This window comes from Dichelobacter nodosus, assembly GCF_001263335.1.
Classification (GTDB): domain Bacteria; phylum Pseudomonadota; class Gammaproteobacteria; order Cardiobacteriales; family Cardiobacteriaceae; genus Dichelobacter; species Dichelobacter nodosus.
In genome coordinates, this window is the sequence record NZ_LGVW01000012.1 from 95987 (window position 1) to 122720 (window position 26734).

A 26734-nucleotide genomic window follows, 5' to 3' on the forward strand; every position below is an offset into this window, starting at 1 on the left:
CGATCGATTTTACCGCCTACAATCAAAAGGTTTCAACCAGTAAGAAAAAAAGAGTTTTTAAATAATGCCTGTTTATTGTCAGACGCTTGGCAAAGCGCAGCAGGGAGAATATCAAGAAAAAGGGAGCCGATTTATTGCTTACGCTTTTCCCTGCACGGATAGCGCGTTTTTTACCGCGTATTTAAATGATATTAAAGAACATCATCTCAAAGCGCGCCATCATTGTTATGCGTGGCGTTTGGGGGAATACGGTCAAGATTGGCGCGTCAACGATGATGGCGAGCCGTCGGGTTCTGCGGGTTTGCCGATTTATAATCAAATGCTTTCTTATCAACTTTCTGATACGGGCGTTATCGTAGTGCGTTATTTTGGCGGAAAATTATTGGGCATTCCCGGATTGATTCGCGCTTATAAAACGGCAACGCAAAACGCGCTCGCAGCAGCCGAAATTATCGCCATCGTGCCCAAAATGCGCATCACCGTTAAACTCGAATACGCGCAAATTTATTTTCTCATGCAAATTGTGGCGCAATTTTCGCTTACCATTTGCGAACAAACATTAGCGATGCATTGTCGTTATCAATTAGAACTCAATCGTGATGATTATGAAGCTGTTGCCGCTGCATTGAATGCCGCCGGCATCACAATCGCTACCAATGAAATAGAAACATCGTAAAATAAATTTTTTTATGGAATCAATCATGGACGAGCCCATTATTGCTTTGTCAGCTTTGTCATACCATTTTGGTCGTCAGCAGATTTTTGATGAACTTTCTTTGCCGTTATACCGCGGAGAAATTGCGTTATTGTGCGGCGAAAACGGCATCGGAAAAACCACGCTGCTGCGTTTATTTGCCGGCGAATTAGCGTTACAAAAAGGAAAACGCCTTTCTGCGGCGCCGCTGCGCATTGCTTTTGTGCCCGAACACGCTACTTTTTATCCGCAGTGGACAGTTGCATTATTTCTTCACTGGTGGGCAGAAACTAACGGCGTTGCTCAAGAACACGCAGAACGCGTGATTGCGCGTTGCGGTTTAAACGACATGAAAATGAAATATTGCCGGCAATTATCACGCGGTTATGAACAACGTTTAGCGCTGGCGCAAGCTTTATTAATCGTGCCGGACGTATTATTGCTTGATGAGCCGGCAAATGGTTTAGATAGCGCGCAACAACAAGTGTTACAACAGATTTTGCAGGAAACCGCGGCAGCTGGTGTTGCCATTTTGCTGACAAATCATCATATGAGCGCGGTGTTTCCTGTTGCCGATAAAGTGTGGCAGTTAAAAGAAGGACGTTGCCGCGAGATTGTTTTGCCGCCGCGCGGACTTTGGGCGCAGTGGCAATCGGAAGAACAGGCGGAAAAACAGTGTCAACATTATGCGGCGCTGTGGCGGAAAGAACGCTATTCTGTGCACGCTTTATCGTTTGCGCAATTATCGGCGGCAGAAGGTTTAGAAGCTTTGCAACCTGCCATACCTTCGGCGGTTATTAATCTTTTATTGGCGGAGGAAACGCATGTATCACTGGCGTAGTTTGTGGCAAAAAGAATGGACACAGCTGCAATCACCGCTGTTTATCGTTTTATTAGTGCTTATTTGGTGGATTTGGGGCATTTATTTTTTATCCGCCGTGCAGGAATATCAAACGTTATCGCCGCAATTGGCTTTATTATCAACGCCGCGCGGCGTCAGCGATATGTTATTGGTGCCGTTGAATCATTTATTGGGGTGGTTATTAGCGATATATATGGTTTTCGTGGTGGCAAAATCGTTGGGCGATGAATTTTTGTATCGCACGGTTGCTTTGTTTTATCGGGATTTTTACCGTTGGTTAACCGTAAAATTAGCCGCGATTGCAACATTAACCGCGCTGGCGACGCTGCCGTTTTGGTGTGCGGTGATATGGTTGAGTATGACGACGGATTTTGATGACGGCGTGGTGGCAGGCATTGCTTGCGGGCAAATTGTGTTATTGCTGTATGCTTTGGGTTTGGGTGCGGTGTTTACGATGTGGCTACGCCATACGTTAGCCGCTGCCGCATTTTTAGTTTTATGGTTGATTTTATTGTGGTTATTGCCGTCTTTGATTTCTGAACCGGCGTTTTTAGTTTTGCTGCTGCAGTGGTTATCACCTTTTGCGCACGTTGGATTATTGCATTCGGGGCAATTTAGTTTGCAAACGGCGGTTTTTGTGTTGTTGCACGGCGGTTATTTTATTTCCTTACTTATTTTTTTACACGGGAAGTTGAGAGAATGTTAACGGTTTTTTTTGCAGAATATGCTTTGTTTTTCGCAAAAATGGTGACGGTAGTTTTGGCAATTTTGGCAGTTATCGCAACAATTTCGCTGATGAAAAAAAGCAAAGATGATGAAGATAAACAATTAAAATTGACTTCATTAAATGATTATTATCAATCCTTTGCCCGACAAATTGAGGACGAATTTTTAGATAAAAAAGCGCTCAAAGAAAAACATAAAGCAGAAAAAAAAGAAGCACAACAAAAAAACAGCGATGAACGTCCGCGGTTATTCGTGATTGATTTTGATGGCGATGTAGAAGCCAGCGCGGTGGAAGATTTGCGCGATCAAATCAGCGCGATTTTGCAAGTCGCCGAGGAAGAAGATGAAGTGTTATTGCGTTTGGAAAGTGCCGGCGGTTATGTTTACGCTTATGGACTTGCCGCTTCGCAATTGGTGCGTTTGCGCGATAAAGCGGTGCGTTTGGTGATTGCTGTTGATAAAGTGGCTGCCAGCGGCGGTTATATGATGGCGTGTGTGGCAGATGAATTATTAGCGGCGCCGTTTGCGTTGGTCGGTTCGATTGGTGTGATTGGGGAATTGCCCAATTTTCATGATTTATTGCGCAAAAATGATATTCATTATGAACAACATACCGCGGGACAATATAAACGCACGTTAACGGTTTTTGGTCAAAATACGGAAGACGACCGCAAACAATTTCGCCATGAATTAGCTGAAACGCACGCTTTATTTAAGGCGCATATTCAAGCGATGCGTCCCAATTTAGCGGTGGAAGAAGTGGCAACGGGCGAAACATGGTACGGCTCCCAAGCGTTGGCAAAAGGGCTTATTGATCGCGTGCAAACCAGTGACGATTATGTGTTGTCGCATTTGGAAACGCATCAGATTTTATTGTTAGCAATGGAAGAGGAAGAATCTTTAATCAGTCAATTAAAATATCAATTTTTTGGTAAAATAAAACATACCGCGCCATTTAAAAGCCGGATATATTAGAGTTATTCACTAAAAATAGGAGAAAACATGTCCATTAAAGAATTAAAACCAGAATTATTGTGGAATTATTTCTATCAATTAACCCAAATTCCGCGTCCTTCTTATCATGAAGAACAAGTGCAACAATTCATTTTAGATGAAGCTAAAAAATTGGGTTTGTGGGCAGAACGCGATGCTGGAGGAAACGTTTTAGTGCGTAAACCAGCTTCCAAAGGAATGGAAAAAGCAAAAGGGGTGATTTTGCAAGGTCATTTGGATATGGTTGCGCAAAAAAACCAAGATACTGAACACGATTTCTTAAAAGATCCCATTCAAGCTTATGTTGATGGCGAGTGGGTGCGCGCAAAAGGAACCACTTTAGGCGCGGATAACGGCATTGGTGCAGCGGCGGCATTAGCCGTTTTAGCCGATAAAACTTTAACGCACGGTCCGCTTGAAGCGTTGTTTACCGCAACTGAAGAAACGTCTATGGACGGCGCAAAAGCATTGAAACCCAATTGGATTCAAGGCGAAGTATTAGTTAATTTAGATAATGAAGTTTTAGGCGAAATTTGCATTGGTTGCGCCGGCGGTGTTACAGCTACTTATTATTTGCCCGTTGCTTTTGAAGCCAATAAACGCAACGCTTTTGCTTTAAGTATTCGCGGATTAACCGGTGGTCACTCCGGTTTGGATATCATCAAACAACGCGGTAATGCTAATAAGATTATGACGCGTTTATTGCTGGCTTTAGGCGATAAAATCCGCGTGGCATCTTTCCAAGGGGGAACGTTGCATAACGCGATTCCGCGCGAAGCCGATGCGGTATTTGTAAGCGATGCTTCATTAGATGAATTAAAAGTCATTGTTGCGCAAGAAGAGGCGGTAATTCGTCGCGGATTGCCGGCTGAAGAAGTGAAAAGCTTGCAAATCACTTTAACCGCAGCAGATAAGAAACCAGAACAATGCTGGACAAAAGCGGCTCATGAAAATATTTTGCGCATTTTAAACCTTTGCCCAAGCGGCGTTGATCGCATGAGCGTTGTGGCACAAGGACTAGTTGAAACTTCTATAAACTTGGCGCGCGTTCAAGTAGAAAAAGATCAATTGGAAGTTTTATGTTTGATTCGTTCTTCTGACAACGAATGCCGCGATAATTTAGCCAATCGGGTGCGGGATTTATTCCTGTTAGGCGGCGGCTCCAGCAAATTTGAAGACGAATATCCTGGCTGGCAACCGATCGCCGGCGCCGAAATTACCGATATTCTAGTGCGTGAAGGTGAAAAGATTTTTGGCAAAACACCGAAAGTAAACGTAATTCACGCAGGTTTGGAATGCGGCATCATGGGACAAAATTATCCCAACTGGCAAATGGCTTCCATTGGTCCGGATATTACTATGCCTCATTCTCCAGATGAACGCGTCCGCATTGAAAGTGTGGCAGTTTTCTGGAAATGGTTGCTTGCCGTGTTGGCGGAAATTAAATAATAACGACGCAATAATCATTGCAACAGCTGGGAAGAAATTCCCAGCTTTTTTTATGTTTTATAACAACTTTTATAACAACTATTTTCTGGACGCGAACGATTAAAATTGCATTTCTAACCGCAGCATAATGCCGATATTATGCTGATAATCTTGCTCTTTATTGTTGTAATACGTGAGCTCGGGTTGAATAAATAACCAATCACGCAATAAATTGCGGCGCATGCTGATAAAAGGTCCGTAACTATTGAGCGAAAACTGTTTATTTTTAATATTGCCGCCGGTATAAACGCCGTAGTGATACCACGAATTTTTACCGGTCAGATGTTTATACGATAAACGATTGCCCCACCCCCATTTTTCTTCGTCATCATCATGATGGTAATCGATATGGGTTTGATTACTGGCAATATTATTACCGCCTAATTGGTAATTAAAATCGAGATTGCCGCGGACATAATGTTGACTTTTTAAACCGTAGCGGTAAATGATTGCGTTATGATTTTGCAATCTATGGTATTGATTGTCTTTGCTTAATTCGGTTTTAACGTAAATATCGCCGCCGGAACGCATTCCCAAACTAAATTTACTATCAAATGTATTTTGTCGCGCCGGCGACCATTGCAAAGCAACCGATGAATTAGTGCGTTTTGTATCTTGCATACTGAAATGCGATTTATGTTCTAAACCGCGCGATTCTGACATTAATTCCGCCGCATCTTTAAATTCGTGATCCATGGTTTCATCGCCGAAAACCACGCTGATTTTATCTTGCAGCGCCGGCAAACGAAGACTGCCGCGTATTCTTGGGCGCAGGGAATAACCTTCATAATGATTCCAGCGTTGATCAATCATCACCCGCAAACCTGCTTTTGCGGGGTTTTGTTCGTCGTTTTCTCCAAACCAACTGTTGATATTGTTTGCCATTTGCTGCAAAGAAGATTGAACTTGTTGATGTTGTTCATCAACCCAATTATCCGATGTTTGAGCAAAACCATCAGAAAAAACAATGAAATAATGAATAACGATTAATAGCGGTAAACGATAAGTAAGCATCAATAAGCCTTAGTTTTTGTTGGGATCTTGTGGTGTTTTAGCGGGTAAAGTAATGCTGGGCAGATTCCAGCGTTGATAAACAGAAAACATGCGGAAAGAAAAAATAAATAACATCGTGCTTAAATGATTAATCCACAAAGAAATATTGATTTTTTGCAACAGTAAAAACCAAATTCCGCCAGAAATCGCTGCCACGATATAAATTTCTTGACGCAAGACCAAAGGCAATTGTCGGCAAATAATATCGCGGATAATTCCGCCCATCACCGCCGTAATCACGCCCATCAAAACCACAATCGGCGCGCTAAATCCTTTGGATAAAGCCGCTTGAAAACCGATGACGGAAAAAGCTGCTAACCCAACGGCATCAAACCAGCGCAACGGTTTATCCAATCGTTCAACGGCGTGATAAAAAATTTGCACTAATAAGGCAACCGCCGTGATTAAACACAGATAATTGAGGTCTTTTAACCAGAAAATCGGGTGACGATTGATCAATAAATCGCGGACGGTACCGCCGCCGATCGCACCAATGGCTCCGATCATCACGGCGCCCGTAAAATCAAAACCCACGCGTTTTGCCAATACTGATGCCGCCGCCGCACAGCCGGCGCAACCGATCAAGTCCAAAATATAAATCACTATATCTGTATTCATTTTATCTCCTGTGCATAAAAAAACGCCTGCAATAGGCGTGAAAGAGAAGAAATTATGATATCAAAAACATTGGACTGGACGTAAATCCTCTGGAAAACCAGAACTGACGCGACACTGCCAAATCAAACCCACATTTTGTTTAAAAAAGTTATACATTTCCATCTTTCTGCCGGCTAAATCGGGAATGGCATTTGAAGTAAACGTCAACAAAATGGTTTCCTGTGGCGTGATGGTGATTTGATAAAATTCTGAAGTCGGAAAAGTTAAATCAATGGGGAACACTTTCGTGCGTTTGATTTCTTCCATTACTTTATCTTTTGCGCTCACCAAAGCGCTGGCGGCAGTTTTGGATTGATTCGTGCCTAAATAATAGCGTTTTACAATAGGATAGGCATAACCCCCGATAACGGAAAAAGCAATTAGAGCCGCAATAATTAATACTCCGCCCATGCCCAACCCTTTCGTAGGCGCTTTAACCAACGGTTTTCGTACTTTTTTGCCGTTATGTAAAGAACCGTATAATTCGGCGGGATTAAATGCCGGCTGCAAATCTTTTAATTTTTCTTCCGCAGTTAAAAAATCGCTGTGTCCGCCGTCAAAAAACATGTCATCAATGCCCTGTTTTTTCGCGGGCTGCTGCGCTTCGATATCCGCTAATAAAGTTTTTTCAATATTATTTAATGTTGCCGCATATTCGCCGCTGGTGTCGCGTTTACGCAAACGCTCAATCGCCGCGCGGATTTCCTTTTCGCTGGCGCCGGGGCTGATTCGTAACATTTTGTAATAGCTGATTGTATCCATTGTGTTCTCTTTATGGTCAGTTCCTGCTGTTTATTATAGAGTTTGTTGCCAATCGCAACAATCATTAGGGCGAAATTTCCTCAATAATTGTATTGATTACAAGGCGATAAATGTTGACCGCACGGCAGAAAAATTATCGTTTTCGCGCACAACCGGCGCAAAATAGATATGAAAACGATGGATTGTCGCGGTAGAATTTCCGCGCGATACAATTTAAGAGACTTTTTGATGTTACGTTATTATTTAATCACCATTTTTTTCTGTTTTTTTTCTGTAAACGCCTTCTGCACCGCCGATAAAACCGCGGATAAAACGATTCCCGATGCCGATAAAGCGGCATTAACCCAGTTGGCAGAAATTTTGGAAAATCCGGAGCAACGCTCATTATTAATTAATCAATTACGCGCAATTGCTGAAAAAGATGCCGCAGATACGCATTCATCAGCGCAATCGGAAAAAACGGCAGAAAAAGAAGAACAAACCACCGCGCCCGCTGCGCAAAAAGTCGAACCCGATTTAAAAACCGTAGAAACCAACGCATTACAAGCCGTTGCTGATAATACGCGCGAAGTATTAACAGAAGCGGTTGATTTACCAAAACAAATCGCAGAAAAAAGCGCGGAAATCGTGGGGAAAGTCGGCGGCAGAATTGAACAATCTGCGCGTATTTTGATGACGGCACTGCGTGGCGATGATTATCGCTTGAAATGGTTTAATTGGCGCGGTTTTGGTAAAGCGGTGGCGCATTTGGGCATGATTATTGTGGCAACTTTGGCGCTTTATCAGGGATTACGGCGAGTCAGTGTGCCGCTTAAAAATCGTTTGCATTCGTGGGTGTTGGCGGCAACGCAGCAAAGAAGATTGCTTTATCAATTAGTTGCTATTTCTATTATGTGTATCGTCGATATGATTTTTATCGGCGTGACTTATTTCACGGCGCAATTTATCACTTTGCATATCGTCGGCGAAAATGGAAGTTTGAGTTTGCAATCGAATTTGTTTTTAACCGCATTTATGATTTTGGAATTGATTAAAGTCGGCGTGCGGACGGTTTTTTATGATCGTTATTCGGGATTGCGTTTATTGCGCTGCGATAACCGCACGGCGCATTATTGGTATCACTGGATCGGCAATATTATTAATTTGGTTGGCTACGGTTATATGGTCGCCATTCCTTTAATTAATACGAATATCAGCAATTCTTTAGGGCAAGTCAGCATTACCGTTATCGCGCTTGCGGCGTTTATTTACGGCGTTTGCGGTGTGATGAAAAATCGTACGCGTTTACAACGGCGGTTTTATGTAATGAGTCGAAAAACTAAATTTGGCGTCGGTAAAATTTTTCTGCGGTTAATGGCGGCTTTATGGCATTGGTTTGCTTTGGCGTATTTTATGATGCTGCTGGTGGTTACTTTGTTGCAGGCGGAGCAATCGTTACCGTTTGTATTACAAGGCACTTTACGCACGATTTTAAGCATTGGCGGCGGTTTATTAATTTCTATGTTGCTCACGCAATTAATCGGTCAACCCATTGAGTTATCGGAAGAATGGCAGCGTTATTTTCCGGGAATGGAAGCGCGTTTAAATGCTTATATTCTTTTATTTTTACGACTGATGAGAATGGCGTTACTCATTGCTGTTATTTTGTTGACTTTGTCGGCGTGGCATGTGATTTCTGTGCAACATTGGCTTGCTTCTAGCGAGGGGCAAAAAACGCTGAATACGTGGTTGGGCGCGGTGATGATTGCGGCGTTTATTATTTTTGTGTGGATGATTGTTGCTGCCATTATCGAGCATCGTTTAAGCGCGTATTCGAGTTATGGCGAGCCGAGTGCGCGCGCGAAAACGTTATTGTCGCTGATTAAAAATGCTTTGGCAGTGATTTTATTTATCATCGGTTTGATGTTGGTTTTATCGCAGATCGGGATCAATATTGGACCTTTAATTGCTGGGGCGGGTGTTGTTGGTTTGGCAGTGGGTTTTGGTGCGCAAACTTTGGTTAAAGATGTGATTACCGGTATTTTTATCCAAATTGAAAACGCGATGAATACGGGCGATTTTGTTACCGTTGCTGGCATTAGCGGCACGGCGGAACGGATTTCAATTCGTTCCGTTGGTTTGCGCGACGCTGAAGGAACGTATCACGTGATTCCCTTTTCCAGCGTGAGTACCGTTTCCAATTATATGCGGGGTTTTGCTTATCATTGCGGGGAATATCGCATTGGTTATGCAGAAGATATTGATCAGGCTTATTTGCAATTAAAAGCGGCTTTTGATGAATTGCGTCAGGGCGCTTACCGAAATAGTATTCTCGATGAACTCAATATTGCCGGCGTGGTGGAATTGGGTAATAGCGCGGTGGTGATTCGCGCCATTATTAAAACAACGCCCGGCGACCAATGGGCGGTGGGCAGGGCATACAATCGTTTGGTGAAAATTTATTTTGACCGCGCAGGTATTGAAATCCCTTATCCGCATCAAACGCTTTATTTGAATCAATTAAAAGAGCAATCATCGTTTAATACCGTATTTAAAACGACAAAACCGGCGCACAGCGATGTGAAAAATGTAAATCAAGGATCGGTTGCCGAAAAATTAGAGGCAAAACCAGACGAATCTCCAGAAAAACAATTAATTCACGATTCTAAAGCGCAAGTTGCTAAAGAAAAAGCAGAGGAAACGTCAGCGGTTAATGCATCGAATACTTTTTCCGAAAAACATGCGGTGCCGCGGGAAAGTGGTAAAAATCAAGATGAAAATCTTGACGAGAAGCATAAAAGCACATAGAATGCGCGACCTCATGCTACGAGAATCGGAGTATAGCGCAGGCTGGTAGCGCATTTGGTTTGGGACCAAAGGGTCGGGGGTTCGAATCCCTCTACTCCGACCAGTTTTTTCGTTAGTCATCTTGATGCGCCTGTAGCTCAACTGGATAGAGCAACGGCCTTCTAAGCCGTAGGTTGCAGGTTCGAGCCCTGTCGGGTGCGCCAAATAGCCTTCGGGCTTAGAGTCATGGTGGATGTAGTTCAGTTGGTTAGAATGCTGGATTGTGATTCCGGAGGTCGTGGGTTCGAATCCCATCATCCACCCCATCTTTTCTCTCCTTTTTTTACTGCCGTTTAGGCAGTTTTTTTTTGCTTATAATGTTGGCAAATGTTCTATTTTTAACACCGAAACGCTTTAAAGAATCATAAAAAATATGAAAAGCGCGCAGATTTAAAAGTGCGTTTTAAGAAAGATGATGAATTAAGCAGCGATAAGAGCGCAAAAGATGCGGTTGTTTGCTGTTTTTGAATTTCTGAAAATGTTATTAATGGCGTGGCGTTGGCGTGTCACCGCGCGGTTGATTCGATGAAGATAATTATCGACTAAAACAAAGAACGCGCAACCAATAATGAACAAAACAAACAAAACACGTTATAACGAAAGAAAATACACTAAGAGACAAAGAGCAAATGGAGAAAAATATGCACGTTCTTTGCGATTTCGCTAAAAGACAATTTCAAAAATGAAATGGTGCCTAAGAAGAGAGTCGAACTCTTATGGTGTCACCACCGGCGGATTTTGAATCCGCTGCGTCTACCAATTCCGCCACTCAGGCAATCGAGAGAGCGCATTTTACATTTTTTTATCAGGATTGCAAGAATTGAATTCAAAAAAATGCGTTTGTTTTTGTTAAATCCTGATAAAATGCGCCACCTCGATAGGATAAAAATGCATTTGTCATTATTTTTCTCAGAAAAATAGCTCATTTTGGGGAAATTTATTCCCGCATGATATTTGTAAATAATCTATTAAAAACAATAAATTGCGTATTTAAAATAAAAAACTATCGCAGATAACTTGACGAAGTTATCAAAATAGCGTTTAATACGCCGCCTTACGGCCAAGTAGCTCAGTCGGTAGAGCAGCGGACTGAAAATCCGCGTGTCGGTGGTTCGATTCCGCCCTTGGCCACCAGTCAATTTTTTATTAGGGGTAGGTATGTCACGCATTTGCCAAGTGACCGGTAAAAAGCCGATGGTCGGCAATACCGTTTCACATGCCAATAACAAAGGTAAACGTCGGTTTTTACCAAATATTCAAGAACATCGTTTCTGGGTACAAAGTGAGAATCGTTTTATCACATTAAAAGTCTCTGCTCATGGTATGCGTATCATTGATAAGAAAGGCATTGATGCCGTTCTCGCTCAAATGCGCGCCCGCGGTGAGAAAATTTAAGGGGTGAACCAGTGGCTAAGAAGAGTGTTCGCGAATTGATCCGTTTAGTTTCTTCAGAAGGAACAGGGCATTTTTACACAACAACAAAAAATAAACGTAATACGCCTGAAAAAATGGAAGTTAAAAAGTTCGACCCAGTAGCGCGTAAGCACTGCATTTATAAAGAAGCAAAGATTAAATAGTTTTTGTACATTATGAAGCTGATGAACCCGCGTTATGCGGGTTTGTTTTTTATTGCGCGATCGCTTGAGGATTGGTTTTATAATATCGCCATAATGCCCATGCGCTCAAAGTACCAATAACGCCAAAAGATATCCACGGCAATGCAGGAATCGCGTGTTGATTGCCTAAATCGTACAACCAACCGCCGACAAAATTCCCAATACCGCCCCCAATTCCCATACTAAAATTCGCAAAACCTACGTAAAGCCCCAGCGCTTTGGGGTGCGAAATATGCGCGATTAAAATATCAATCATCGGGCGGCTGATAAGATAACCCAATGTATAAATGCCGATCCAAAATAAAAAAACAGAAAAATGCTGCGCCGATCCCACAAAAACAGTGCCCAACGTCATAATCAAAGTGCCGGCAATAAGCAATTGATGCGTCATAAAATATTTTTGCAACCAACGCACCACAAAATATTGCAAAATCAAAGTGAGTAGTGAACTGAAGGTATACAACACACTTGCGCTTGCTTGACGACCGGTTAACTGTTCCGCAAATAGGGGAAAAGTAATATTAATTTGCATCACCACAAACCAGTAACCGCACATTAAAGCAACAAATATTAAAAATGGGCGATTACTAAAAATGGCGCGAAACGGCGGAGAATCGGAAGTCGTATTGGGGCGGCGATTAGGAAAATAACGTAATGCGACGTAAACGTTCATTAAAAAGAATAATCCGGAGACGATACCGACGGCGCGAAAACCAAAAAATAATAAAATAATCGCTAATAGCGGCCCGATAGTTGCTGCGGTACTTCCGATATAGTTAACCAGTAAATAAAATTGCCGGCGCTCTTCTGGGCGCGTCATATAAATGGTTGCGGCTTGGAAAGGGGCATCAAATAAAGCGCCGCCCAAACCTGCAAGCAATAAACCTAAATAAAACGTTGAAATTTCATCGGCAAAACCGAGAATAAAAAAGCCGATCGCGCGGATAATCAATCCGGTGCACAACACCGGTTTTAAACCGTAGCGATCGGATAACATACCGCCAATAAATGTTAATCCTTGCTGGATAATTTGTCTGACGGCTAACGCAAATCCCACTACCGCCGCCGAAAAGCCAACATTTGTAACAAAATGCACCGAAATCAGCGGCATCATTAAAGTGTAGCCGGTGACGGTAATCATGTCGTAAATCAGCAGGGTAAATAGTTCTGGTCGCGAGCGATAAGAGAGGAAATCCGTTAAGGGAGTAAAGGAAAATTTTGCCATGAGTTATAAGCTATGTAGCCAATGCATTGCTTTTTCATCGCCTTCCGTGATAAGTTTTTCAATGGCTTTTTTGCCATATGATAGAGACTCATTGAGTCGCTCCATATGCGTTGCACTGGGTGCTTTTAAAACATAATCAATAACTTGTGTACTATTTTCAGGGCGTCCGATTCCAATACGTAAGCGATAAAAATCCTGACTAGCTAAAGCAGCGATAATATCGCGCAAACCATTGTGCCCACCGTGTCCGCCCGATTTTTTGAGCTTGATTTTACCTTCCGGCAAATCGAGTTCATCGTGAATAATTAATATTTGTTGCGGTTCAATGTGATAAAACCGACAAACTGCGGCAAGTGATTTGCCGCTGGCGTTCATAAATGTTTGCGGTTTGAGGAGAAAAATTTTCTGCTGATTGATTGCAATTTCGCCAAATTCTGCAAAGAATTTTTTTTCTGTCCGTAGTCGGCAGCTATAATCTTGTGCAGTTTGATCTAATAACCAAAAACCCGCATTGTGACGGGTTTTTTGGTACTGTTCTCCGGGATTTCCCAGACCAACAATCAATTTGAGCATGTGTTTTACTCTTGCTTGTCAGCGTCTTCTTCTTTATCGCCTTCTTCATCGGCAGCGGCGGTATCAGTATCTTCCATTTGTTCTTCACGTTGTGGATAACTGATTTGAACGACAACTGTGGCAGCGAATTCTTCGTCTTCCATATCGCCAACCAAGCGCACGCCTTCCGGCAATTTTAAATCTGCCAAAGTGATGATATCGCCGATATTGGCTTCTGATAAATCAACAGCAATATATTCAGGCAACAAGCTCGGACGGCAAATAACTTCTACCGTTGTCATATGACGAGACACAATTCCGCCGTCAGTTTTAATGCCTGGTGCGCGTTCTTCACCCACAAATTCCAAAAGCACGGTTGCTGTTATTTCTTGACCGCGAACAATGCGTTGGAAGTCAAAATGTTGGAATAATGGTTTGTAAATATGATGTTGAACATCACGAACTAAAATTTCTTGATCTTCTTGTCCATCGATTTTTAAGTTGATGATTTGAGAGAAGAAACTATGATTTTTAGCGTTCTTTTTTAACTCATCTTGTTTGATAGCAATCGCTTGCGGTTCAGTATTTCCGCCATAAATGATTGCCGGAACCAATCCTTGACGACGCAGGCGGCGGCTCGCACCTTTCCCTTGCTCTTCGCGAACGACGGCATGTAATGTATAGCGATATTTTTGTTCAGCCATTTTATGCTCCAAAGTTTAAAAAAGGCACTTGCGACCAGTGCCTAAAATATTATTCGTTGCGTCATTTACTGGAAAATCAGTCAACAAATAATGATGAAATCGATTCTTCAACGTGAATGCGGCGAATACTTTCCGCAACCAATCCTGCAATGGAAAGTACGCGAATCTTCTCGCAGCTTTTTGCTTCTTCTCTTAGTGGAATGGAATCAGCAACCACCAATTCATCTAAACCAGAATTGGCAATATTAGCGAGTGCGTTACCGGATAAAACTGCGTGCGTGCAGTAAGCGGTAACATTTTTTGCGCCGCGTTCTTTTAATGCGCTTGCTGCGTTAGACAACGTTCCAGCGGTATCAACGATATCGTCAACCAAAATACAACTGCATTCTGATACGTCGTCACCAATAATATTCATTACTTCCGATTCATTTGGGCGCGGGCGGCGTTTATCGATAATAGCCAGTTTAGCGCCAACGCGTTTAGCAACCGCGCGCGCGCGAACCACTCCACCGATATCAGGAGAGACGATCACGGGTGATTTAATGTCTTTAGACAAAATATCATTTAAAACAATCGGCGTGGAGTAAATGTTGTCGACGGGGAAATCAAAAAAGCCCTGAATTTGGTCAGCGTGCAAATCTAAAGTCATCACGCGGTCAATGCCCACGCGCGCGATCATATTAGCAACAACTTTCGCAGAAATAGCGACACGAGCAGAACGTGGACGGCGATCTTGGCGTGAATAACCGTAGTAAGGCATAACTGCGGTAATGCGATTTGCTGAAGAACGGCGCAAAGCATCGCTAAGCAGCAAAAGTTCCATCAGGCAATCATTCGTCGGAAAGCAAGTGGGTTGAATAATAAAGACATCTTTTCCGCGGACATTTTCACGAATTTCGACTTGAATTTCTCCGTCAGAAAACTTGCTCACGGTAGCATTTCCCAGCGGCAGTCCTAGATGTTGAACGATTTGACGCGCCAGCTGCGGATTTGCATTTCCCGTGAAAACGGTCATGCTACCTCTCGACACGTATTCACCTACATTAAAATTATAAAATAGAAAAAATGGCTGGGGTGGCAGGATTCGAACCTACGCATGTCGGGATCAAAACCCGATGCCTTACCACTTGGCGACACCCCAATGAGATTAAAAATTTTTTTGTGCGTCTGAATGTTTCAGAAGTGCGTTATTCTAAGCACAATTTTTTTAATTGCAAGTTTTTTTGTATCAAAAAAGCGGTCATTATCGCGATCAAAAAATTTATTTAATCGCATTAATATCTTGGATAAAAATTTTTATGAAATATTTTTCTTGTTTGAGGGTAATGTTTCGATAAAAACCATCATTTTGCCAATCAGAAACGGTAATTTCCCAACCTTTTTCTTGAAATTTATCGGCGGGACGTAACACAAATAACCATTGTGGCAACGAATCAACGGGCAAATTAATTCCTAAATGTTGTTGCATTTCTTCCGGGTGAAGTGTTGTGGTTTTTTTGCCGTCATTTACGATTAATTGATCATCTTTAATTTTGATCGTAAGCGCTGGTTGCCCGAGTGGATTGGATAAAGTTATTTCTTCATGATTTTTTCGATGTAACCAATCCAACGCGGCGCTGACGGCTTTTTGTTGACAGGAACGCGTTTTTTGCGCCGGACAATACGGATAACGCAATGCGATTTTGCCGTTTAACTGAAATGATTGTTTTAACCACGGTGACGGTGATTTTATTGGTGCGGTCGTTTTAGTAAACGGTTCGTGGCTGGGATTGGTGCTGCTGCAAGAATTTAGTCCACCGCAGAGCGTCAATATTAATGCTACCAATAAGGGAAATTTAGTTGAGTTCAAAACGTTTTCCTATGTTAATTAAATCAAGATTATCGGGATTTGCTTTAAGTTTATAACCGTAAAACTCTTTAGCTAATTCTTTTTTGCCGTTAGCAACTAAAATTTCGATGTAATGAAGCGCAATTTCATCGCGTGCTTGCGGCGTGTTAAAAGCAGAATAAGCGCGGCGCACCCAAATCAAAGCTTCTTCTTTTTTTCCTTGCGTAAACAGCAACCAAGCATAACTATCTTGTATGGCAGGCGATTCTGGATAACGTTCCAGCGCTGATTTGATTAAATGCATGGCTTCTTCTTGGCGGTTAGTGTGTGTGAGCAATAAATAACCATAAGCGTTGATCACATCAATATCCGCGGGATCGGCTTTTAGAATTTTAATATAAACGGCTTCCGCCTCATTAAATTTTCCTACTCTTTTTAAATATTCCGCCTGCGCGTATAACAAATCTATGCTTTCCGGAAATTGTGCCAACGCTTCTTTCAAAATGGTATCAGCGGTTTTATAGTCGCCGACTTTAATTAATTTATTGACTTCAAGAACATAAGAATCTAAAGCGTTTTCTGGAAAAGTTTTCCGAAAATCAACAAATGCCGCCAACGCTTTTTCTCGGTCAAACGGCGAAAAATAACTCGAAGCAATAAATTCACGAGATTGCATATACATGATTGCGTCCGGCGGAATTTTTCGCAAAAATTCGACTTTTTCATCTCGATTTCCCGATAATTCGGCAACGCGCGCCATATAATGAAAATAATCCTCGATATAGATTTCTTTGCGATCGAGTAGCGATTGATAAATTGCAGCCGCGTTATCCCGATCTTTATTATTGGCATATAACCAAGCGAGCAATAAATAAAGCGGTTTTTCTTTTTTCGTATCTAATTGCGCCCAACGTTGCGCCAATTCCAACGCCTTTTCCCATTGAGAATGGGCAACCAGCAGATCGATTTCGGTAGAAATGAGATCAACATCATCAGGATAACGGGCGCGCAATCGTTCCATAATAACGAGCGCATCTTTTAATTGTCCCACCGATGAAAGCATTTCCGCCTGCATCACTTCCAGCTGCCGCCAGCGCGTATCCAAAGCTAATGCCGCATTAAACGCATCAATAGCTTGCGTGACCAATCCTTGCTCTTTTGCAATCATACCGACGTAATAATGAAGATAAGGATTTTTGGGAAATCTTTCAGACATTTTCTTTAAAAATGCCAGCCGGCTTTCATTATCAGGCAAAAATGATAATGATTGAATTAAATGCAAAACATTTTGCGGTCCGCCGTCTCTAATAAGCAGTTTTTCAGTTTCATTTTCTGCTTGTTCTATTTTTTTATTAAAGATGAGCGCCTCGATTAAAGAAAAATGCGCGTCATCATCATTAGGAAATCGCTCCAACCATTCTCTGACGATTTTTTCTGACAAATCATAGCGATAAGAAGCAAGCGTCAACGCATAATTATATTGGTACGCTTCATATTGTTTACTTTCTTCTGCTACTTTTTGCATATAATGGATAGCGGTTGAATACTCTTTAGAAAGAGTAGTAAACCGTGCTACTAAAGTGTCATAAATCCATTGCGAAGAAGACTGCCATTGCGGTGATTTTTCCACATTTTGCAGGGCAAACGCACTAATCGCCAAACATAATGTGCCAACAATGATCGTTTTTAGCAGCATAAAAAATTTAGTCATTGATACCGTCTCGGTGAAAATGGGTTCTAATAGATTAAATTAACTCGTTATCATGAGCAATTTTGTTTCCAAATCATCACATTCTCACGTGCATAATACAATTTACGTTTTAGGTTTTCGCCATCAAACCACGCCCGCATCGGTGCGGGAAAAATTGGCGTTTTCTCCCGAAAAAATCCTGAATACATTGCCCTTTTTGCAGGCGCAATGCGCTGGCGCCGAAATTCTTTTACTTTCTACGTGCAACCGTAGCGAATGGTATTTTGCGAGTAACACGCCGCCGCGTTTAGAAGAATGGCTTTATCAACATACCGCCATCAGCAGCGAAGAACTCAAACGCCACCTTTTTATCTACACCGATCGGGAAGCTGTTCAACATTTATACCGCGTCGCTTGCGGACTCGATTCATTAATTTTGGGTGAACCGCAAATTTTGGGACAACTCAAAGCCGCCTACCGATTAGCAAAAAAGGCGGGCAGCATCGGCAGTTGGTTAGAACGTTTATTTCAACACAGTTTCGCGTTGGCGAAACACGTTCGCCATCAAACTGATATCGGTAAAAACCCCGTTTCTGTTGCATACGCCGGCGTGCAACTAACCCATCAATTTTTTGATGACTACAGCAAACGCACGGCAATTATCGTGGGCGCGGGGGAAACGGCGCAATTAGTCGCGCGTTATCTACATGATTTAAAAATAAAACGTTTGATTATTGCCAACCGCACCTTAAATCGTGCGCAACAATTGGCGGAAAGCGTGGGCGGTTATGCGCTTTCTTTGCCGCAACTTGCCGATCATTTGCATGAAGCCGATATGATTTTTGGTTGCGCGCGCGCTGATGTATTCCTCGTTACGCAAAATATGGCAATTACGGCACTGCAGCGGCGGCAAAACACGCTTCAGGTTTATATCGATTTGGGCATACCGCATAATTTCGATCGCAATATCGACAATAAAGAAAACGCCTTCCTCTACGATATGGATAATCTGGCGCAACTAATTGATAAAAATCGTGAAACGCGGCAAAAAGCAGCGGCAGAAGCAGAAACATTTATCCGTTTATACAGCAATGATTTTTTGAATTGGACGCAAGAAAAACCGCAGCAGCACATGATTCGCCACATTCGCGCTGATGCCCATAATATCCGGCAAAAATTATTAATAATGGCATATCGCCAACTCGCTCAAGGCGCCGATCCGGAAAAAGTATTAGCGGAAATGAGTTATAAATTAACGAATAAATTGCTCCATCAACCCTGCGCGTTGATTCACGCCATTCCGCCCGATCATAAAGATTGGCTTGCCGTTGTTGCCGATACGTTTAACGCCGAATTGCCTAAATAATCCGTTGTTTTAGAAAATGCGGCGAGATTTTGTGATAGCATTTTTGCCGATTTACGTTACCGCATTTTGCGCAAAAAAAGCCGCGTTTGTCGTCTTCATCGGCAAACGTATTCTCGCCGCTTTTGAAATTACGATACCAATTTTGAGAACCTTTTTATGAGTATATTAACCGCTTCTATTAAAGAAAAATTAATTACAATTTGTGAACGATATGAAGAACTTAATGCTTTATTAGCCGACCCGAGCGTTGCCGCCGATCCGGATTTACTCCGCCGCTACGGACAAGAACACGCGCAACTGGCGCCCATCGTTGAAATCTTCCAAGAAATAGAACATTTACAACAAGAAGCCAACGATTTAAAAGAACTGGAAGATGATGCCGAAATGGCGGAATACGTTGCCGCCGAACAAAGCGAAAATCTTAAAAAAACAGAAGAGTGTGAACAAAAACTCGCGCGTTTAATGATTCCGCAAGATCCGTTAGACGAAGCCAATATTTTCTTAGAAATTCGCGCGGGAACCGGCGGCGATGAAGCGGCAATTTTTGCCGGCGATTTAATGCGTATGTATGCGCGGTTTGCTGAAAATCGCGGTTGGCAGATTTCCGTTTTATCAGAAAATGCCGGCGAATTTGGCGGTTATCGTGAAATTATTTGCCGCGTCAGCGGTCAGCGTGTTTATTCCACTTTAAAATTTGAATCCGGCGCGCATCGCGTGCAACGCGTTCCAGAAACCGAAGCCAGCGGACGCATTCATACTTCTGCGGCAACTGTTGCCGTTTTGCCGGAAAGTGATGAAATTGAAGATATTGAAATTAATCCCGCTGATTTGCGCGTGGATACTTTTCGCGCCAGCGGCGCCGGCGGTCAACACGTTAATAAAACCGATTCAGCAATCAGAATTACGCATTTGCCCACGGGCATCGTTGTGGAATGTCAAGAAGAACGTTCACAACATAAAAACCGCGCAAAAGCCATGCGTTGGTTGTACGCCAAATTGATGGATCGCGAACGGCAAGCGGCAGAAAAAGAAATCGCCGCCGAACGTAAATCTTTGGTTGGCACCGGCGATCGCAGCGAAAGAATCCGTACTTATAATTATCCGCAGGGACGCGTGACCGATCACCGCATCAATTTAACGCTTTATGCGCTCGATGATGTTTTAAACGGGCAACTGGATTTATTAGTCATTCCGTTGCAACAAGCTCAAGAAACCAATGATTTATTGGCATTGCAAGAATCGACGCTTTCATGAATTTATGGCAATGGCTGGAGTGCGCCGCCGCGCAATTGCCTGAAAAAGAAAGCGCTTTATTAGAAGCGCGTTTATTTGCCGAACGCGTATTAAACATTGCGCCCGTACGGCAGCGTTACCGCAATCCGGAACTGACTGTGCCCCAAATCGCGCAATTAAACGCGTTATTATTGCGGCGCGCGCGCGGCGAACCGTTTGCGTACATATTGGGTAATCAACCGTTTTATCATTTGGATCTCAAAGTATCGCCGGCGGTGCTGATTCCGCGTCCTGAAACCGAGCAGTTGGTTGATGCCGCGTTGGCAAAAATCCCGCCGCAAGATTGTTATCGCGTTATTGATTTGGGAACGGGTTCCGGCGCGATCGCTTTGGCAATTGCTGCCGAACGTCCGCATTGTCGGGTTTTGGCAGTGGATAAAAGTTGGGACGCGTTACGCGTGGCGCAGGAAAATGCGCGTCATTTGCAATTAGCTAATGTGCATTTTGTATTAAGCGATTGGTTAACGGCGATTGCTGATGCGCGCGCCGATATGATCGTGAGTAATCCGCCCTATATTGACGCGCACGATGAACATTTAGCGGCGCTTGCTTATGAACCGCAAATGGCGCTGGTGAGTCCGGAACACGGTTATGCTGATTTGCTGCATTTAATTGCGCACGCTGGACGCTGTTTGCGTCCGAACGGTTGGTTATTGTTGGAACACGGCAATCAGCAGGCGCAAAAATTGCGCGCATTTGCCGCCGAACAATCCGGTTGGCAGCATATTCATTCATTGCGCGATTATGCCGGCTGGGAACGAATAACTTGCATGCAATGTTCCATGTGAAACCTTATTATTTTTTCCAAACGCGTTGAATTAATTGCAAAATATTGCCGCGCATGATCAAATCAATATCGCTTTCGCGGTAATTAAGCTGCGCTAATGCTTCGGCGATGATCGGCAATCCTTTCGGGCTGACGTATTTCCCGCTTAATCCTTTTTTGGGCGCATAACCAGCGCGCGTTGGCCACCAATAATTACGATCCACGTTTTCGGGAATATCGGGGCGCCCGTCGTCATAACAATAATCCAAACCGATAGCAGTATGTTCCACGCCAATTAAACCGGCAACATAATCGATCAAAGGCACAAGCGACCGTGGATTTAATTGTTCATCGCCGATAAAACGTCCCACGCCGTTTAATGCCACTAATCCGCCCGTTTGCGCGACCGCTTGTAAAGTTGTATCGCTCACGTTTCGTTGATGATCGACTTTTGCCCGCGGATTGGCGTGACTATAAAGTACGGGACGATTTAAATCGCGGCTCAATGCGCAAATATCCAAAGCGGTTTTTTCGGAATTATGGCTTAAATCCATCAAAATGCCGTGCGCATGAATCGCGCGAACGAATTGCTCGCCGGCAGCGGTTAATCCTTGTTCGCTTTCATCGTGCGCGCCGCCTGCCCATAAATTATTGCGGTTATACGCTAAATGAATTTGCCGCACGCCTAAATCGTGATACAACGCGATCATTTCCGTTGAACCCATCAACGGCAGCGCGCCTTCCAAATCAAAAGAAACGGCTAACTTTTGTTGCGCAAAAGCATCAACAATATCTTGATAACAATTTGCTTGCACGAGCCAATCAGAAGCGGCAATTTGCGCGCGAAAACCGGCTAAAGTGGTCATAATTTGCGCGAGTGGATTCATATCCATGCCAACGTTAATCGATACATAACGCACGCCGGCGTCATAATGCAGGCGTAATTGTGCAAAATCGGTGTCGCCGTGTAACGGAAGGCAACTGTGGCAATCGGCAAATAAGCGCATGATGATTCCTTTTTGAAAAAAATACGGATAACGGCAACGCCGCGGCAGAAAATGAGCGCGCAAGCAAGTAGCCATAGACCGCCAGAAGCGGCGCCGCTACAATAATCAGCTGACAACAAAAAATCAAACAAAGGACTTGAAATGGGTTTTTTAGCAGGTAAAAAAATAGTCATTACGGGTTTGGCGAGCAATTTATCCATTGCATACGGCATCGCGCAGGCAATGCATCGAGAAGGCGCGGAACTGGCTTTTTCCTATCAAAATGAACGGTTAAAAGAACGCGTAGAAAAAATGGGCGCGGAATTTGGCGCCTCGATTTTTCTGCCGTTAGACGTGTGCAATGAAGAACAAGTCAGCGCCGCTTTTGCCACTTTAGAAAAACAATGGGGTTATTTAGATGGACTCGTTCACGCCATCGCGTTTGCGCCCAAAGAAGCCATTGAAGGACGTTTTTTAAACGGCGTCAGTCGCGAAAACTTTTTATTAAGCCACGAAATCAGCGCTTATTCGTTTCCGCAATTGATGAAATACGCTTATCCTTTAATGAAAGAAAGAAATGCCGCGGCGCTGGCATTAACGTATTTAGGCGCGGTGCGCGCTATTCCCAACTACAATTTAATGGGATTGGCAAAAGCCAGTTTGGAAGCCTCCATTCGTTATTTAGCGGCAGATTTGGGACAAGATGGCATTCGCGTTAACGGCATTTCCGCCGGTCCCATTCGTACGCTGGCGGCGTCTGGCATTAAAGATTTTCGCAAAATGCTCAAAGGTTTTGAAAAAACGGCGCCGTTAAAACGTTGCGTAACGATTGAAGAAGTGGGTAATACCGCGGCGTTTTTGTGTTCGGATTTAGCAAGCGGCATTACTGGAGAAATTACCTATGTAGATGCCGGCTTTAATATTTTTTCTTCCGTCACCAGCGGCGATGATGCCTAAAATATTTTAATTAATCACGACGAAAGCGGGTTTTTGCCCGCTTTTTTATGCGCTGGCAAAAACGCGTAACAACATTTTGCCGGCAATAAATAGTAATAAAATCCCGAATCCTTTTTTCAACGCCGGCGACGATAAACGATGCGAAAGACGCACACCGATGGGCGCAAAAATAACGGTAGTTAACGCCAAAATCGGCACCACCGGCAAATAAATAAAACCGAGCGAATGCGGCGGCAAATCGGGCACCGAAAATCCCGAAAAGGCGTAACCGACGGCGCCCGTAATCGCGATAATCCAGCCCAAAGCGGAAGAAGTGCCCACGGCGCGGTGAATATCAATATTGCAATACACTAAAAACGGCACCACCAAAGAACCGCCGCCAATACCCACCAAACTGGATAAAATTCCGAAAAAAGTACCAATCGCCCATAAAATATGATTTTTGGGCAATTGATGCGTGGCTTTGGGCGTAATATTGAGCAAACTGCGCACGGCAACAGTCGTGGCAAAAATCACGAAAATAATTTGTAACGCAAAATTAGGCACGTATTGCGCCACGACCGCGCCCACAATCGCGCCCAAAACGAGCGCCGGCGCGAGCGCAAAAAAAGCCTGCCACGCCACGGATTTTTTACGATATTGCGCGTACGTACTGGAAAAAGAGGTAAACATCATCACTGCAAAAGAGCTGCCAATAGCGAGATGTTGCGCGTAACCATGGCTGGGAATATTTTGGCTATTCATAATGGTTAAAATCGCCGGCACTAAAATCATGCCGCCGCCGATGCCAAATAATCCCGCTAATAATCCCGCGACCGCGCCGGCGCATATCATCATCAACATGATTATCCTCACTAAAAAATTGTTATTGCATTATTTTGCTGACAATATTTTTGCCAGAAATTGTCCCGTATAACTGTTTGGATTTTGGGCAACCGTTTCCGGCGTTCCTTCGGCAATAATTCTGCCGCCGCCGCTGCCGCCTTCAGGCCCTAAATCAACAATCCAATCCGCGGTTTTAATTACATCTAAATTATGCTCGATAACCACAATCGTATTGCCGTTTGAACGCAAGCGTTGTAAAACTATAAGTAATTGATTAACGTCATGAAAATGAAGTCCCGTGGTCGGTTCGTCCAAAATATAGAGCGTGCGACCGGTATCGCGTTTAGCGAGTTCGCGCGCAAGTTTAATGCGCTGCGCTTCGCCACCGGAAAGCGTTACGGCATTTTGTCCCAAACGCAAATAACTCAAACCCACATCGATTAACGTTTGCAATTTTTGTTTGAGCACGGGAATGGCGTCGAAAAATGCTAATGCTTCCACCACCGTCATTTCTAAAACTTCGTGAATATTTTTACCTTTATACGTAATTTCCAGCGTTTCGCGGTTATAACGTTTTCCCCCGCACACATCGCAATGTACAAAAACATCAGGCAAAAAATGCATTTCAACTTTAATAACGCCATCGCCTTGGCACGATTCGCAACGTCCGCCTTTTAAATTAAAAGAAAACCGCCCAATCGAATAACCGCGCGCGCGGGCTTCCTGCGTGGCGGCAAACAACGTGCGAATCGGCGTAAAAATGCCAGTATACGTTGCCGGATTAGATCGCGGTGTGCGTCCAATCGGGCTTTGATCGATGGTGATAATTTTGTCAAACGCTTCCAAACCGCTGATGCTGTCAAACGGCGCCGGCACCTCGCGGCTGTGATGCAAATGCTGATGCACCGCACGGGAAAACGTATCATTAATTAAAGTCGATTTACCGCTGCCGGAAACGCCGGTGATACAAGTCAACAATCCCACCGGTATTGTTAAATCAACGTTTTGCAAATTATGACCGCGCGCGCCTTTGATGCACACGAGGCAGTTTTTATCGATGGCGACGCGTTTTTCAGGAACGGCAATACGTTTGCGTCCGGATAAATAATCTCCGGTTAGTGAAGCCGTAAAACGTTCAATTTGTTTGGGCGTGCCGCGCGCGACCACTGATCCGCCATAAACGCCCGCACCCGCGCCAATATCGACCACATAATCTGCCGCGCGAATGGCTTCTTCATCGTGTTCAACAACGATAACCGTATTGCCTAAATCGCGTAAATTTAATAAAGAACGCAATAAACGCGCATTATCGCGCTGATGGAGCCCGATGGAGGGCTCATCTAAAACATACATCACGCCGACGAGTCCGGCGCCAATTTGTGACGCTAAACGAATGCGTTGCGCCTCGCCGCCGGATAACGTTTCCGCGCTGCGTGCCAAAGAAAGATAATTTAAACCCACATCAATTAAAAACTGGAGACGGTTTTTAATTTCTTGCACGATTTTGTCGGCAATTGCGGCGCGCGCGCCGTCTAGTTGTACGTTTTTAATCCAAAGATAGGCGTCAGCAATGGAAAGTTCGTTGATTGCCGGCAAATTTTTATCGGCAACGAAAACGTTGCGCGCGGCTTCATTGAGGCGGCTGCCCTGACAATGTGGACAAATTTCTTGCGTTAAAAACCGCTGCAACACTTCACGCACATTATCGAGATCGGTTTCATGATAACGGCGATTCATCGCGTTAATAACGCCTTCCCACGTACTCAAACGCGTTTTTCCGCGCCCGTCTGGCATCGGAATTTTTTCCGCACCGCCGCCGTATAAAACGAGATTTTGCACGTTTTGTGGCAAATGCATAAAAGCCGTTTCTTCCGTATCAAAGTGATAATGCTGTGCCAGCGCCGAAATTTGTCGATAAAAAAAAGGTGTTTTGCGATCCCAACCGCGTACTGCGCCGGCGGCAAGCGAACGTTCGGGATACATCACCACTTTTTCCGGATCGATAAAAACGTGTACACCCAAACCATCGCAATGAGGGCAAGCGCCGTGCGGGCTATTAAAAGAAAACATGCGCGGCTCGAGTTCTTTTAACGACCAACCGCATTCTGGGCAGGCATATTGAGCCGAAAAAGTATGTTCAAACGTATGATCCAGCGCGATCAGTTGCACGATCCCATCGCCTAATTGGAGCGCGGTTTCCAAAGATTCCGCTAAGCGTTGTTGATGTTCGCGGCGAATGGCAAAACGATCGACAACCACGCCGATATGATGATTTTTTTTGCCATCGAGTTCGGGTAACGCGTCTAATTCATAAAGTTCATTATCGATGTATACGCGCACAAATCCTTGCTGCCGCAATTCATCGAATAATTCGGCGTGCGTTCCTTTGCGATCTTTCACCAACGGCGCCACCAACATCACTTTGCTTTCTGCAGGAAAAGTGAAAATCGTATCTACCATTTGCGAAATCGTTTGCGCATTGAGCGCGCTGCCGTGTTTGGGACAATTCGGAATGCCAACGCGCGCAAATAATAACCGTAAATAATCGTGGATTTCGGTAATCGTGCCCACGGTGGAGCGCGGATTATGGTTGGTGGATTTTTGTTCGATCGAAATCGCCGGCGATAATCCTTCAATATGATCGACTTCCGGCTTATCCATTACCGATAAAAATTGCCGCGCATACGCCGATAAACTTTCCACATAACGGCGTTGCCCTTCGGCGTAAATCGTATCAAAAGCCAATGACGATTTGCCCGACCCCGATAAACCCGTGATGACGATCATTTTATTGCGCGGTAAATCAAGATCGATATTTTTCAGATTATGGGTGCGCGCCCCGCGAATGATGATTTTTTCCATGAT

At 43.8% G+C, this 26734-nt stretch carries 24 protein-coding genes and 6 tRNA genes; 16 read left to right on the top strand and 14 right to left on the bottom strand.

What is annotated here, in order from left to right:
• Positions 1 to 64: 64 nt before the first annotated feature.
• The 5 genes from AKG33_RS02325 to AKG33_RS02345 are packed head-to-tail and all read left to right on the top strand — an operon-like array spanning position 65 to position 4724.
• A complete protein-coding gene (locus AKG33_RS02325; protein WP_011927803.1) occupies positions 65 to 676 on the top strand; it encodes an IMPACT family protein in 612 nt (203 codons plus the stop codon).
• Positions 677 to 701: 25 nt separating this feature from the next.
• A complete protein-coding gene (locus tag AKG33_RS02330) occupies positions 702 to 1535 on the top strand; it encodes an ATP-binding cassette domain-containing protein (protein ID WP_011927804.1) in 834 nt (277 codons plus the stop codon).
• Positions 1519 to 2262 (top strand): hypothetical protein, encoded by a 744-nt coding sequence (locus AKG33_RS02335; RefSeq protein ID WP_011927805.1) that lies wholly within the window; start codon positions 1519 to 1521, stop codon positions 2260 to 2262. The genes AKG33_RS02330 and AKG33_RS02335 overlap by 17 nt, the downstream gene beginning before the upstream one ends.
• Positions 2256 to 3257 (top strand): protease SohB, encoded by a 1002-nt coding sequence (gene sohB / locus AKG33_RS02340; RefSeq protein ID WP_011927806.1) that lies wholly within the window; start codon positions 2256 to 2258, stop codon positions 3255 to 3257. Before AKG33_RS02335 ends, sohB begins: the two co-directional genes overlap by 7 nt.
• Before the next feature lie 27 nt (positions 3258 to 3284).
• Positions 3285 to 4724, top strand: coding sequence for an aminoacyl-histidine dipeptidase (locus AKG33_RS02345; protein WP_011927807.1), 1440 nt, complete (start codon positions 3285 to 3287; stop codon positions 4722 to 4724).
• 99 nt (positions 4725 to 4823) lie between these two features.
• Here the strand turns inward: AKG33_RS02345 and AKG33_RS02350 are convergent, their stop codons facing one another.
• The 3 genes from AKG33_RS02350 to AKG33_RS02360 are packed head-to-tail and all read right to left on the bottom strand — an operon-like array spanning position 4824 to position 7235.
• Positions 4824 to 5777: a hypothetical protein gene (locus tag AKG33_RS02350; RefSeq protein WP_011927808.1), complete on the bottom strand. Its 954-nt coding sequence runs from the start codon at positions 5775 to 5777 to the stop codon at positions 4824 to 4826.
• A 9-nt stretch (positions 5778 to 5786) separates the two neighbouring features.
• Entirely contained in the window at positions 5787 to 6434 is a 648-nt protein-coding gene (locus AKG33_RS02355) for a trimeric intracellular cation channel family protein (RefSeq protein ID WP_011927809.1), read from the bottom strand.
• A gap of 60 nt (positions 6435 to 6494) precedes the next feature.
• Positions 6495 to 7235 carry a hypothetical protein gene (locus AKG33_RS02360; protein WP_011927810.1) on the bottom strand — a complete coding sequence of 247 codons (741 nt, stop codon included), beginning with the start codon at positions 7233 to 7235 and terminating at the stop codon, positions 6495 to 6497.
• A 228-nt stretch (positions 7236 to 7463) separates the two neighbouring features.
• On the opposite strand from AKG33_RS02360, the gene AKG33_RS02365 reads away from it, so the two are divergent.
• The 4 genes from AKG33_RS02365 (at position 7464) to AKG33_RS02380 (ending at position 10327) form a co-directional block, all read left to right on the top strand.
• Entirely contained in the window at positions 7464 to 10022 is a 2559-nt protein-coding gene (locus tag AKG33_RS02365; protein ID WP_050707884.1) for a mechanosensitive ion channel domain-containing protein, read from the top strand.
• A 26-nt stretch (positions 10023 to 10048) separates the two neighbouring features.
• Positions 10049 to 10125, top strand: a tRNA-Pro gene (locus tag AKG33_RS02370).
• 23 nt (positions 10126 to 10148) lie between these two features.
• A tRNA-Arg gene (locus AKG33_RS02375) sits at positions 10149 to 10225 on the top strand.
• A gap of 25 nt (positions 10226 to 10250) precedes the next feature.
• Positions 10251 to 10327: transfer RNA gene (locus AKG33_RS02380), tRNA-His, on the top strand.
• A gap of 422 nt (positions 10328 to 10749) precedes the next feature.
• Here AKG33_RS02380 and AKG33_RS02385 read toward each other — a convergent pair.
• Positions 10750 to 10836 (bottom strand) — tRNA-Leu (locus tag AKG33_RS02385).
• A 283-nt stretch (positions 10837 to 11119) separates the two neighbouring features.
• Here AKG33_RS02385 and AKG33_RS02390 point away from each other — a divergent pair.
• The 3 genes from AKG33_RS02390 (at position 11120) to rpmG (ending at position 11638) form a co-directional block, all read left to right on the top strand.
• Positions 11120 to 11195, top strand: a tRNA-Phe gene (locus AKG33_RS02390).
• 24 nt (positions 11196 to 11219) lie between these two features.
• Positions 11220 to 11456 (top strand): 50S ribosomal protein L28, encoded by a 237-nt coding sequence (rpmB, locus tag AKG33_RS02395; RefSeq protein WP_011927813.1) that lies wholly within the window; start codon positions 11220 to 11222, stop codon positions 11454 to 11456.
• Positions 11457 to 11467: 11 nt separating this feature from the next.
• The gene (gene rpmG / locus AKG33_RS02400; protein ID WP_011927814.1) at positions 11468 to 11638 is read left to right on the top strand and encodes a 50S ribosomal protein L33; all 171 of its coding nucleotides are present in this window, start codon (positions 11468 to 11470) and stop codon (positions 11636 to 11638) included.
• Between the two features lie 49 nt (positions 11639 to 11687).
• Here the strand turns inward: rpmG and AKG33_RS02405 are convergent, their stop codons facing one another.
• The 7 genes from AKG33_RS02405 to AKG33_RS02435 form a co-directional block, all read right to left on the bottom strand.
• Complete coding sequence (locus AKG33_RS02405) at positions 11688 to 12902, bottom strand: MFS transporter (RefSeq protein WP_011927815.1); 1215 nt, start codon at positions 12900 to 12902, stop codon at positions 11688 to 11690.
• Between the two features lie 3 nt (positions 12903 to 12905).
• On the bottom strand, positions 12906 to 13475 hold the full coding sequence (gene pth / locus AKG33_RS02410; RefSeq protein ID WP_011927816.1) for an aminoacyl-tRNA hydrolase: 570 nt from the start codon (positions 13473 to 13475) through the stop codon (positions 12906 to 12908).
• A gap of 5 nt (positions 13476 to 13480) precedes the next feature.
• The gene (locus AKG33_RS02415) at positions 13481 to 14158 is read right to left on the bottom strand and encodes a 50S ribosomal protein L25/general stress protein Ctc (protein WP_011927817.1); all 678 of its coding nucleotides are present in this window, start codon (positions 14156 to 14158) and stop codon (positions 13481 to 13483) included.
• Between the two features lie 76 nt (positions 14159 to 14234).
• A complete protein-coding gene (locus AKG33_RS02420; protein WP_011927818.1) occupies positions 14235 to 15173 on the bottom strand; it encodes a ribose-phosphate pyrophosphokinase in 939 nt (312 codons plus the stop codon).
• A gap of 51 nt (positions 15174 to 15224) precedes the next feature.
• Positions 15225 to 15299: transfer RNA gene (locus AKG33_RS02425), tRNA-Gln, on the bottom strand.
• 120 nt (positions 15300 to 15419) lie between these two features.
• The gene (locus tag AKG33_RS02430) at positions 15420 to 16007 is read right to left on the bottom strand and encodes an outer membrane lipoprotein LolB (protein WP_011927819.1); all 588 of its coding nucleotides are present in this window, start codon (positions 16005 to 16007) and stop codon (positions 15420 to 15422) included.
• Positions 15994 to 17697, bottom strand: coding sequence for a tetratricopeptide repeat protein (locus tag AKG33_RS02435; protein ID WP_011927820.1), 1704 nt, complete (start codon positions 17695 to 17697; stop codon positions 15994 to 15996). The genes AKG33_RS02430 and AKG33_RS02435 overlap by 14 nt, the downstream gene beginning before the upstream one ends.
• A gap of 88 nt (positions 17698 to 17785) precedes the next feature.
• Here AKG33_RS02435 and hemA point away from each other — a divergent pair, with 88 nt between their 5' ends.
• From hemA to prmC, 3 genes are all read left to right on the top strand, one after another.
• Positions 17786 to 19042: a glutamyl-tRNA reductase gene (gene hemA, locus AKG33_RS02440; RefSeq protein ID WP_050707911.1), complete on the top strand. Its 1257-nt coding sequence runs from the start codon at positions 17786 to 17788 to the stop codon at positions 19040 to 19042.
• Between the two features lie 156 nt (positions 19043 to 19198).
• Entirely contained in the window at positions 19199 to 20296 is a 1098-nt protein-coding gene (gene prfA, locus AKG33_RS02445; protein WP_011927823.1) for a peptide chain release factor 1, read from the top strand.
• On the top strand, positions 20293 to 21123 hold the full coding sequence (gene prmC / locus AKG33_RS02450) for a peptide chain release factor N(5)-glutamine methyltransferase (protein ID WP_011927824.1): 831 nt from the start codon (positions 20293 to 20295) through the stop codon (positions 21121 to 21123). The genes prfA and prmC overlap by 4 nt, the downstream gene beginning before the upstream one ends.
• Positions 21124 to 21130: 7 nt before the next feature.
• On the opposite strand, the gene AKG33_RS02455 is transcribed toward prmC, so the two are convergent.
• Positions 21131 to 22183, bottom strand: a complete 1053-nt coding sequence (locus AKG33_RS02455; RefSeq protein WP_228369811.1) for a dipeptidase — start codon at positions 22181 to 22183, stop codon at positions 21131 to 21133.
• A 66-nt stretch (positions 22184 to 22249) separates the two neighbouring features.
• Here AKG33_RS02455 and AKG33_RS02460 point away from each other — a divergent pair, with 66 nt between their 5' ends.
• Entirely contained in the window at positions 22250 to 23044 is a 795-nt protein-coding gene (locus tag AKG33_RS02460; protein WP_011927826.1) for an enoyl-ACP reductase FabI, read from the top strand.
• A 45-nt stretch (positions 23045 to 23089) separates the two neighbouring features.
• On the opposite strand, the gene AKG33_RS02465 is transcribed toward AKG33_RS02460, so the two are convergent.
• Positions 23090 to 23887, bottom strand: coding sequence for a sulfite exporter TauE/SafE family protein (locus tag AKG33_RS02465; RefSeq protein WP_011927827.1), 798 nt, complete (start codon positions 23885 to 23887; stop codon positions 23090 to 23092).
• Between the two features lie 30 nt (positions 23888 to 23917).
• On the bottom strand, positions 23918 to 26731 hold the full coding sequence (uvrA, locus tag AKG33_RS02470) for an excinuclease ABC subunit UvrA (protein WP_011927828.1): 2814 nt from the start codon (positions 26729 to 26731) through the stop codon (positions 23918 to 23920).
• Between the last annotated feature and the right edge of the window lie 3 nt (positions 26732 to 26734).

Bases quoted from the DNA above. Each gene is read 5' to 3' on its own strand.
- AKG33_RS02345 (WP_011927807.1), top strand. From the start codon at position 3,285: ATGTCCATTAAAGAATTAAAACCAGAATTATTGTGGAATTATTTCTAT.
- AKG33_RS02420 (WP_011927818.1), bottom strand. From the start codon at position 15,173: ATGACCGTTTTCACGGGAAATGCAAATCCGCAGCTGGCGCGTCAAATC.
- AKG33_RS02360 (WP_011927810.1), bottom strand. From the start codon at position 7,235: ATGGATACAATCAGCTATTACAAAATGTTACGAATCAGCCCCGGCGCC.
- sohB (WP_011927806.1), top strand. From the start codon at position 2,256: ATGTTAACGGTTTTTTTTGCAGAATATGCTTTGTTTTTCGCAAAAATG.
- prmC (WP_011927824.1), top strand. From the start codon at position 20,293: ATGAATTTATGGCAATGGCTGGAGTGCGCCGCCGCGCAATTGCCTGAA.
- AKG33_RS02435 (WP_011927820.1), bottom strand. From the start codon at position 17,697: ATGACTAAATTTTTTATGCTGCTAAAAACGATCATTGTTGGCACATTA.
- AKG33_RS02465 (WP_011927827.1), bottom strand. From the start codon at position 23,887: ATGTTGATGATGATATGCGCCGGCGCGGTCGCGGGATTATTAGCGGGA.
- uvrA (WP_011927828.1), bottom strand. From the start codon at position 26,731: ATGGAAAAAATCATCATTCGCGGGGCGCGCACCCATAATCTGAAAAAT.
- AKG33_RS02455 (WP_228369811.1), bottom strand. From the start codon at position 22,183: ATGGCTACTTGCTTGCGCGCTCATTTTCTGCCGCGGCGTTGCCGTTAT.
- prfA (WP_011927823.1), top strand. From the start codon at position 19,199: ATGAGTATATTAACCGCTTCTATTAAAGAAAAATTAATTACAATTTGT.
- AKG33_RS02350 (WP_011927808.1), bottom strand. From the start codon at position 5,777: ATGCTTACTTATCGTTTACCGCTATTAATCGTTATTCATTATTTCATT.
- AKG33_RS02405 (WP_011927815.1), bottom strand. From the start codon at position 12,902: ATGGCAAAATTTTCCTTTACTCCCTTAACGGATTTCCTCTCTTATCGC.
- AKG33_RS02335 (WP_011927805.1), top strand. From the start codon at position 1,519: ATGTATCACTGGCGTAGTTTGTGGCAAAAAGAATGGACACAGCTGCAA.
- AKG33_RS02365 (WP_050707884.1), top strand. From the start codon at position 7,464: ATGTTACGTTATTATTTAATCACCATTTTTTTCTGTTTTTTTTCTGTA.
- pth (WP_011927816.1), bottom strand. From the start codon at position 13,475: ATGCTCAAATTGATTGTTGGTCTGGGAAATCCCGGAGAACAGTACCAA.
- AKG33_RS02325 (WP_011927803.1), top strand. From the start codon at position 65: ATGCCTGTTTATTGTCAGACGCTTGGCAAAGCGCAGCAGGGAGAATAT.
- AKG33_RS02355 (WP_011927809.1), bottom strand. From the start codon at position 6,434: ATGAATACAGATATAGTGATTTATATTTTGGACTTGATCGGTTGCGCC.
- AKG33_RS02415 (WP_011927817.1), bottom strand. From the start codon at position 14,158: ATGGCTGAACAAAAATATCGCTATACATTACATGCCGTCGTTCGCGAA.
- AKG33_RS02330 (WP_011927804.1), top strand. From the start codon at position 702: ATGGACGAGCCCATTATTGCTTTGTCAGCTTTGTCATACCATTTTGGT.
- rpmB (WP_011927813.1), top strand. From the start codon at position 11,220: ATGTCACGCATTTGCCAAGTGACCGGTAAAAAGCCGATGGTCGGCAAT.
- AKG33_RS02460 (WP_011927826.1), top strand. From the start codon at position 22,250: ATGGGTTTTTTAGCAGGTAAAAAAATAGTCATTACGGGTTTGGCGAGC.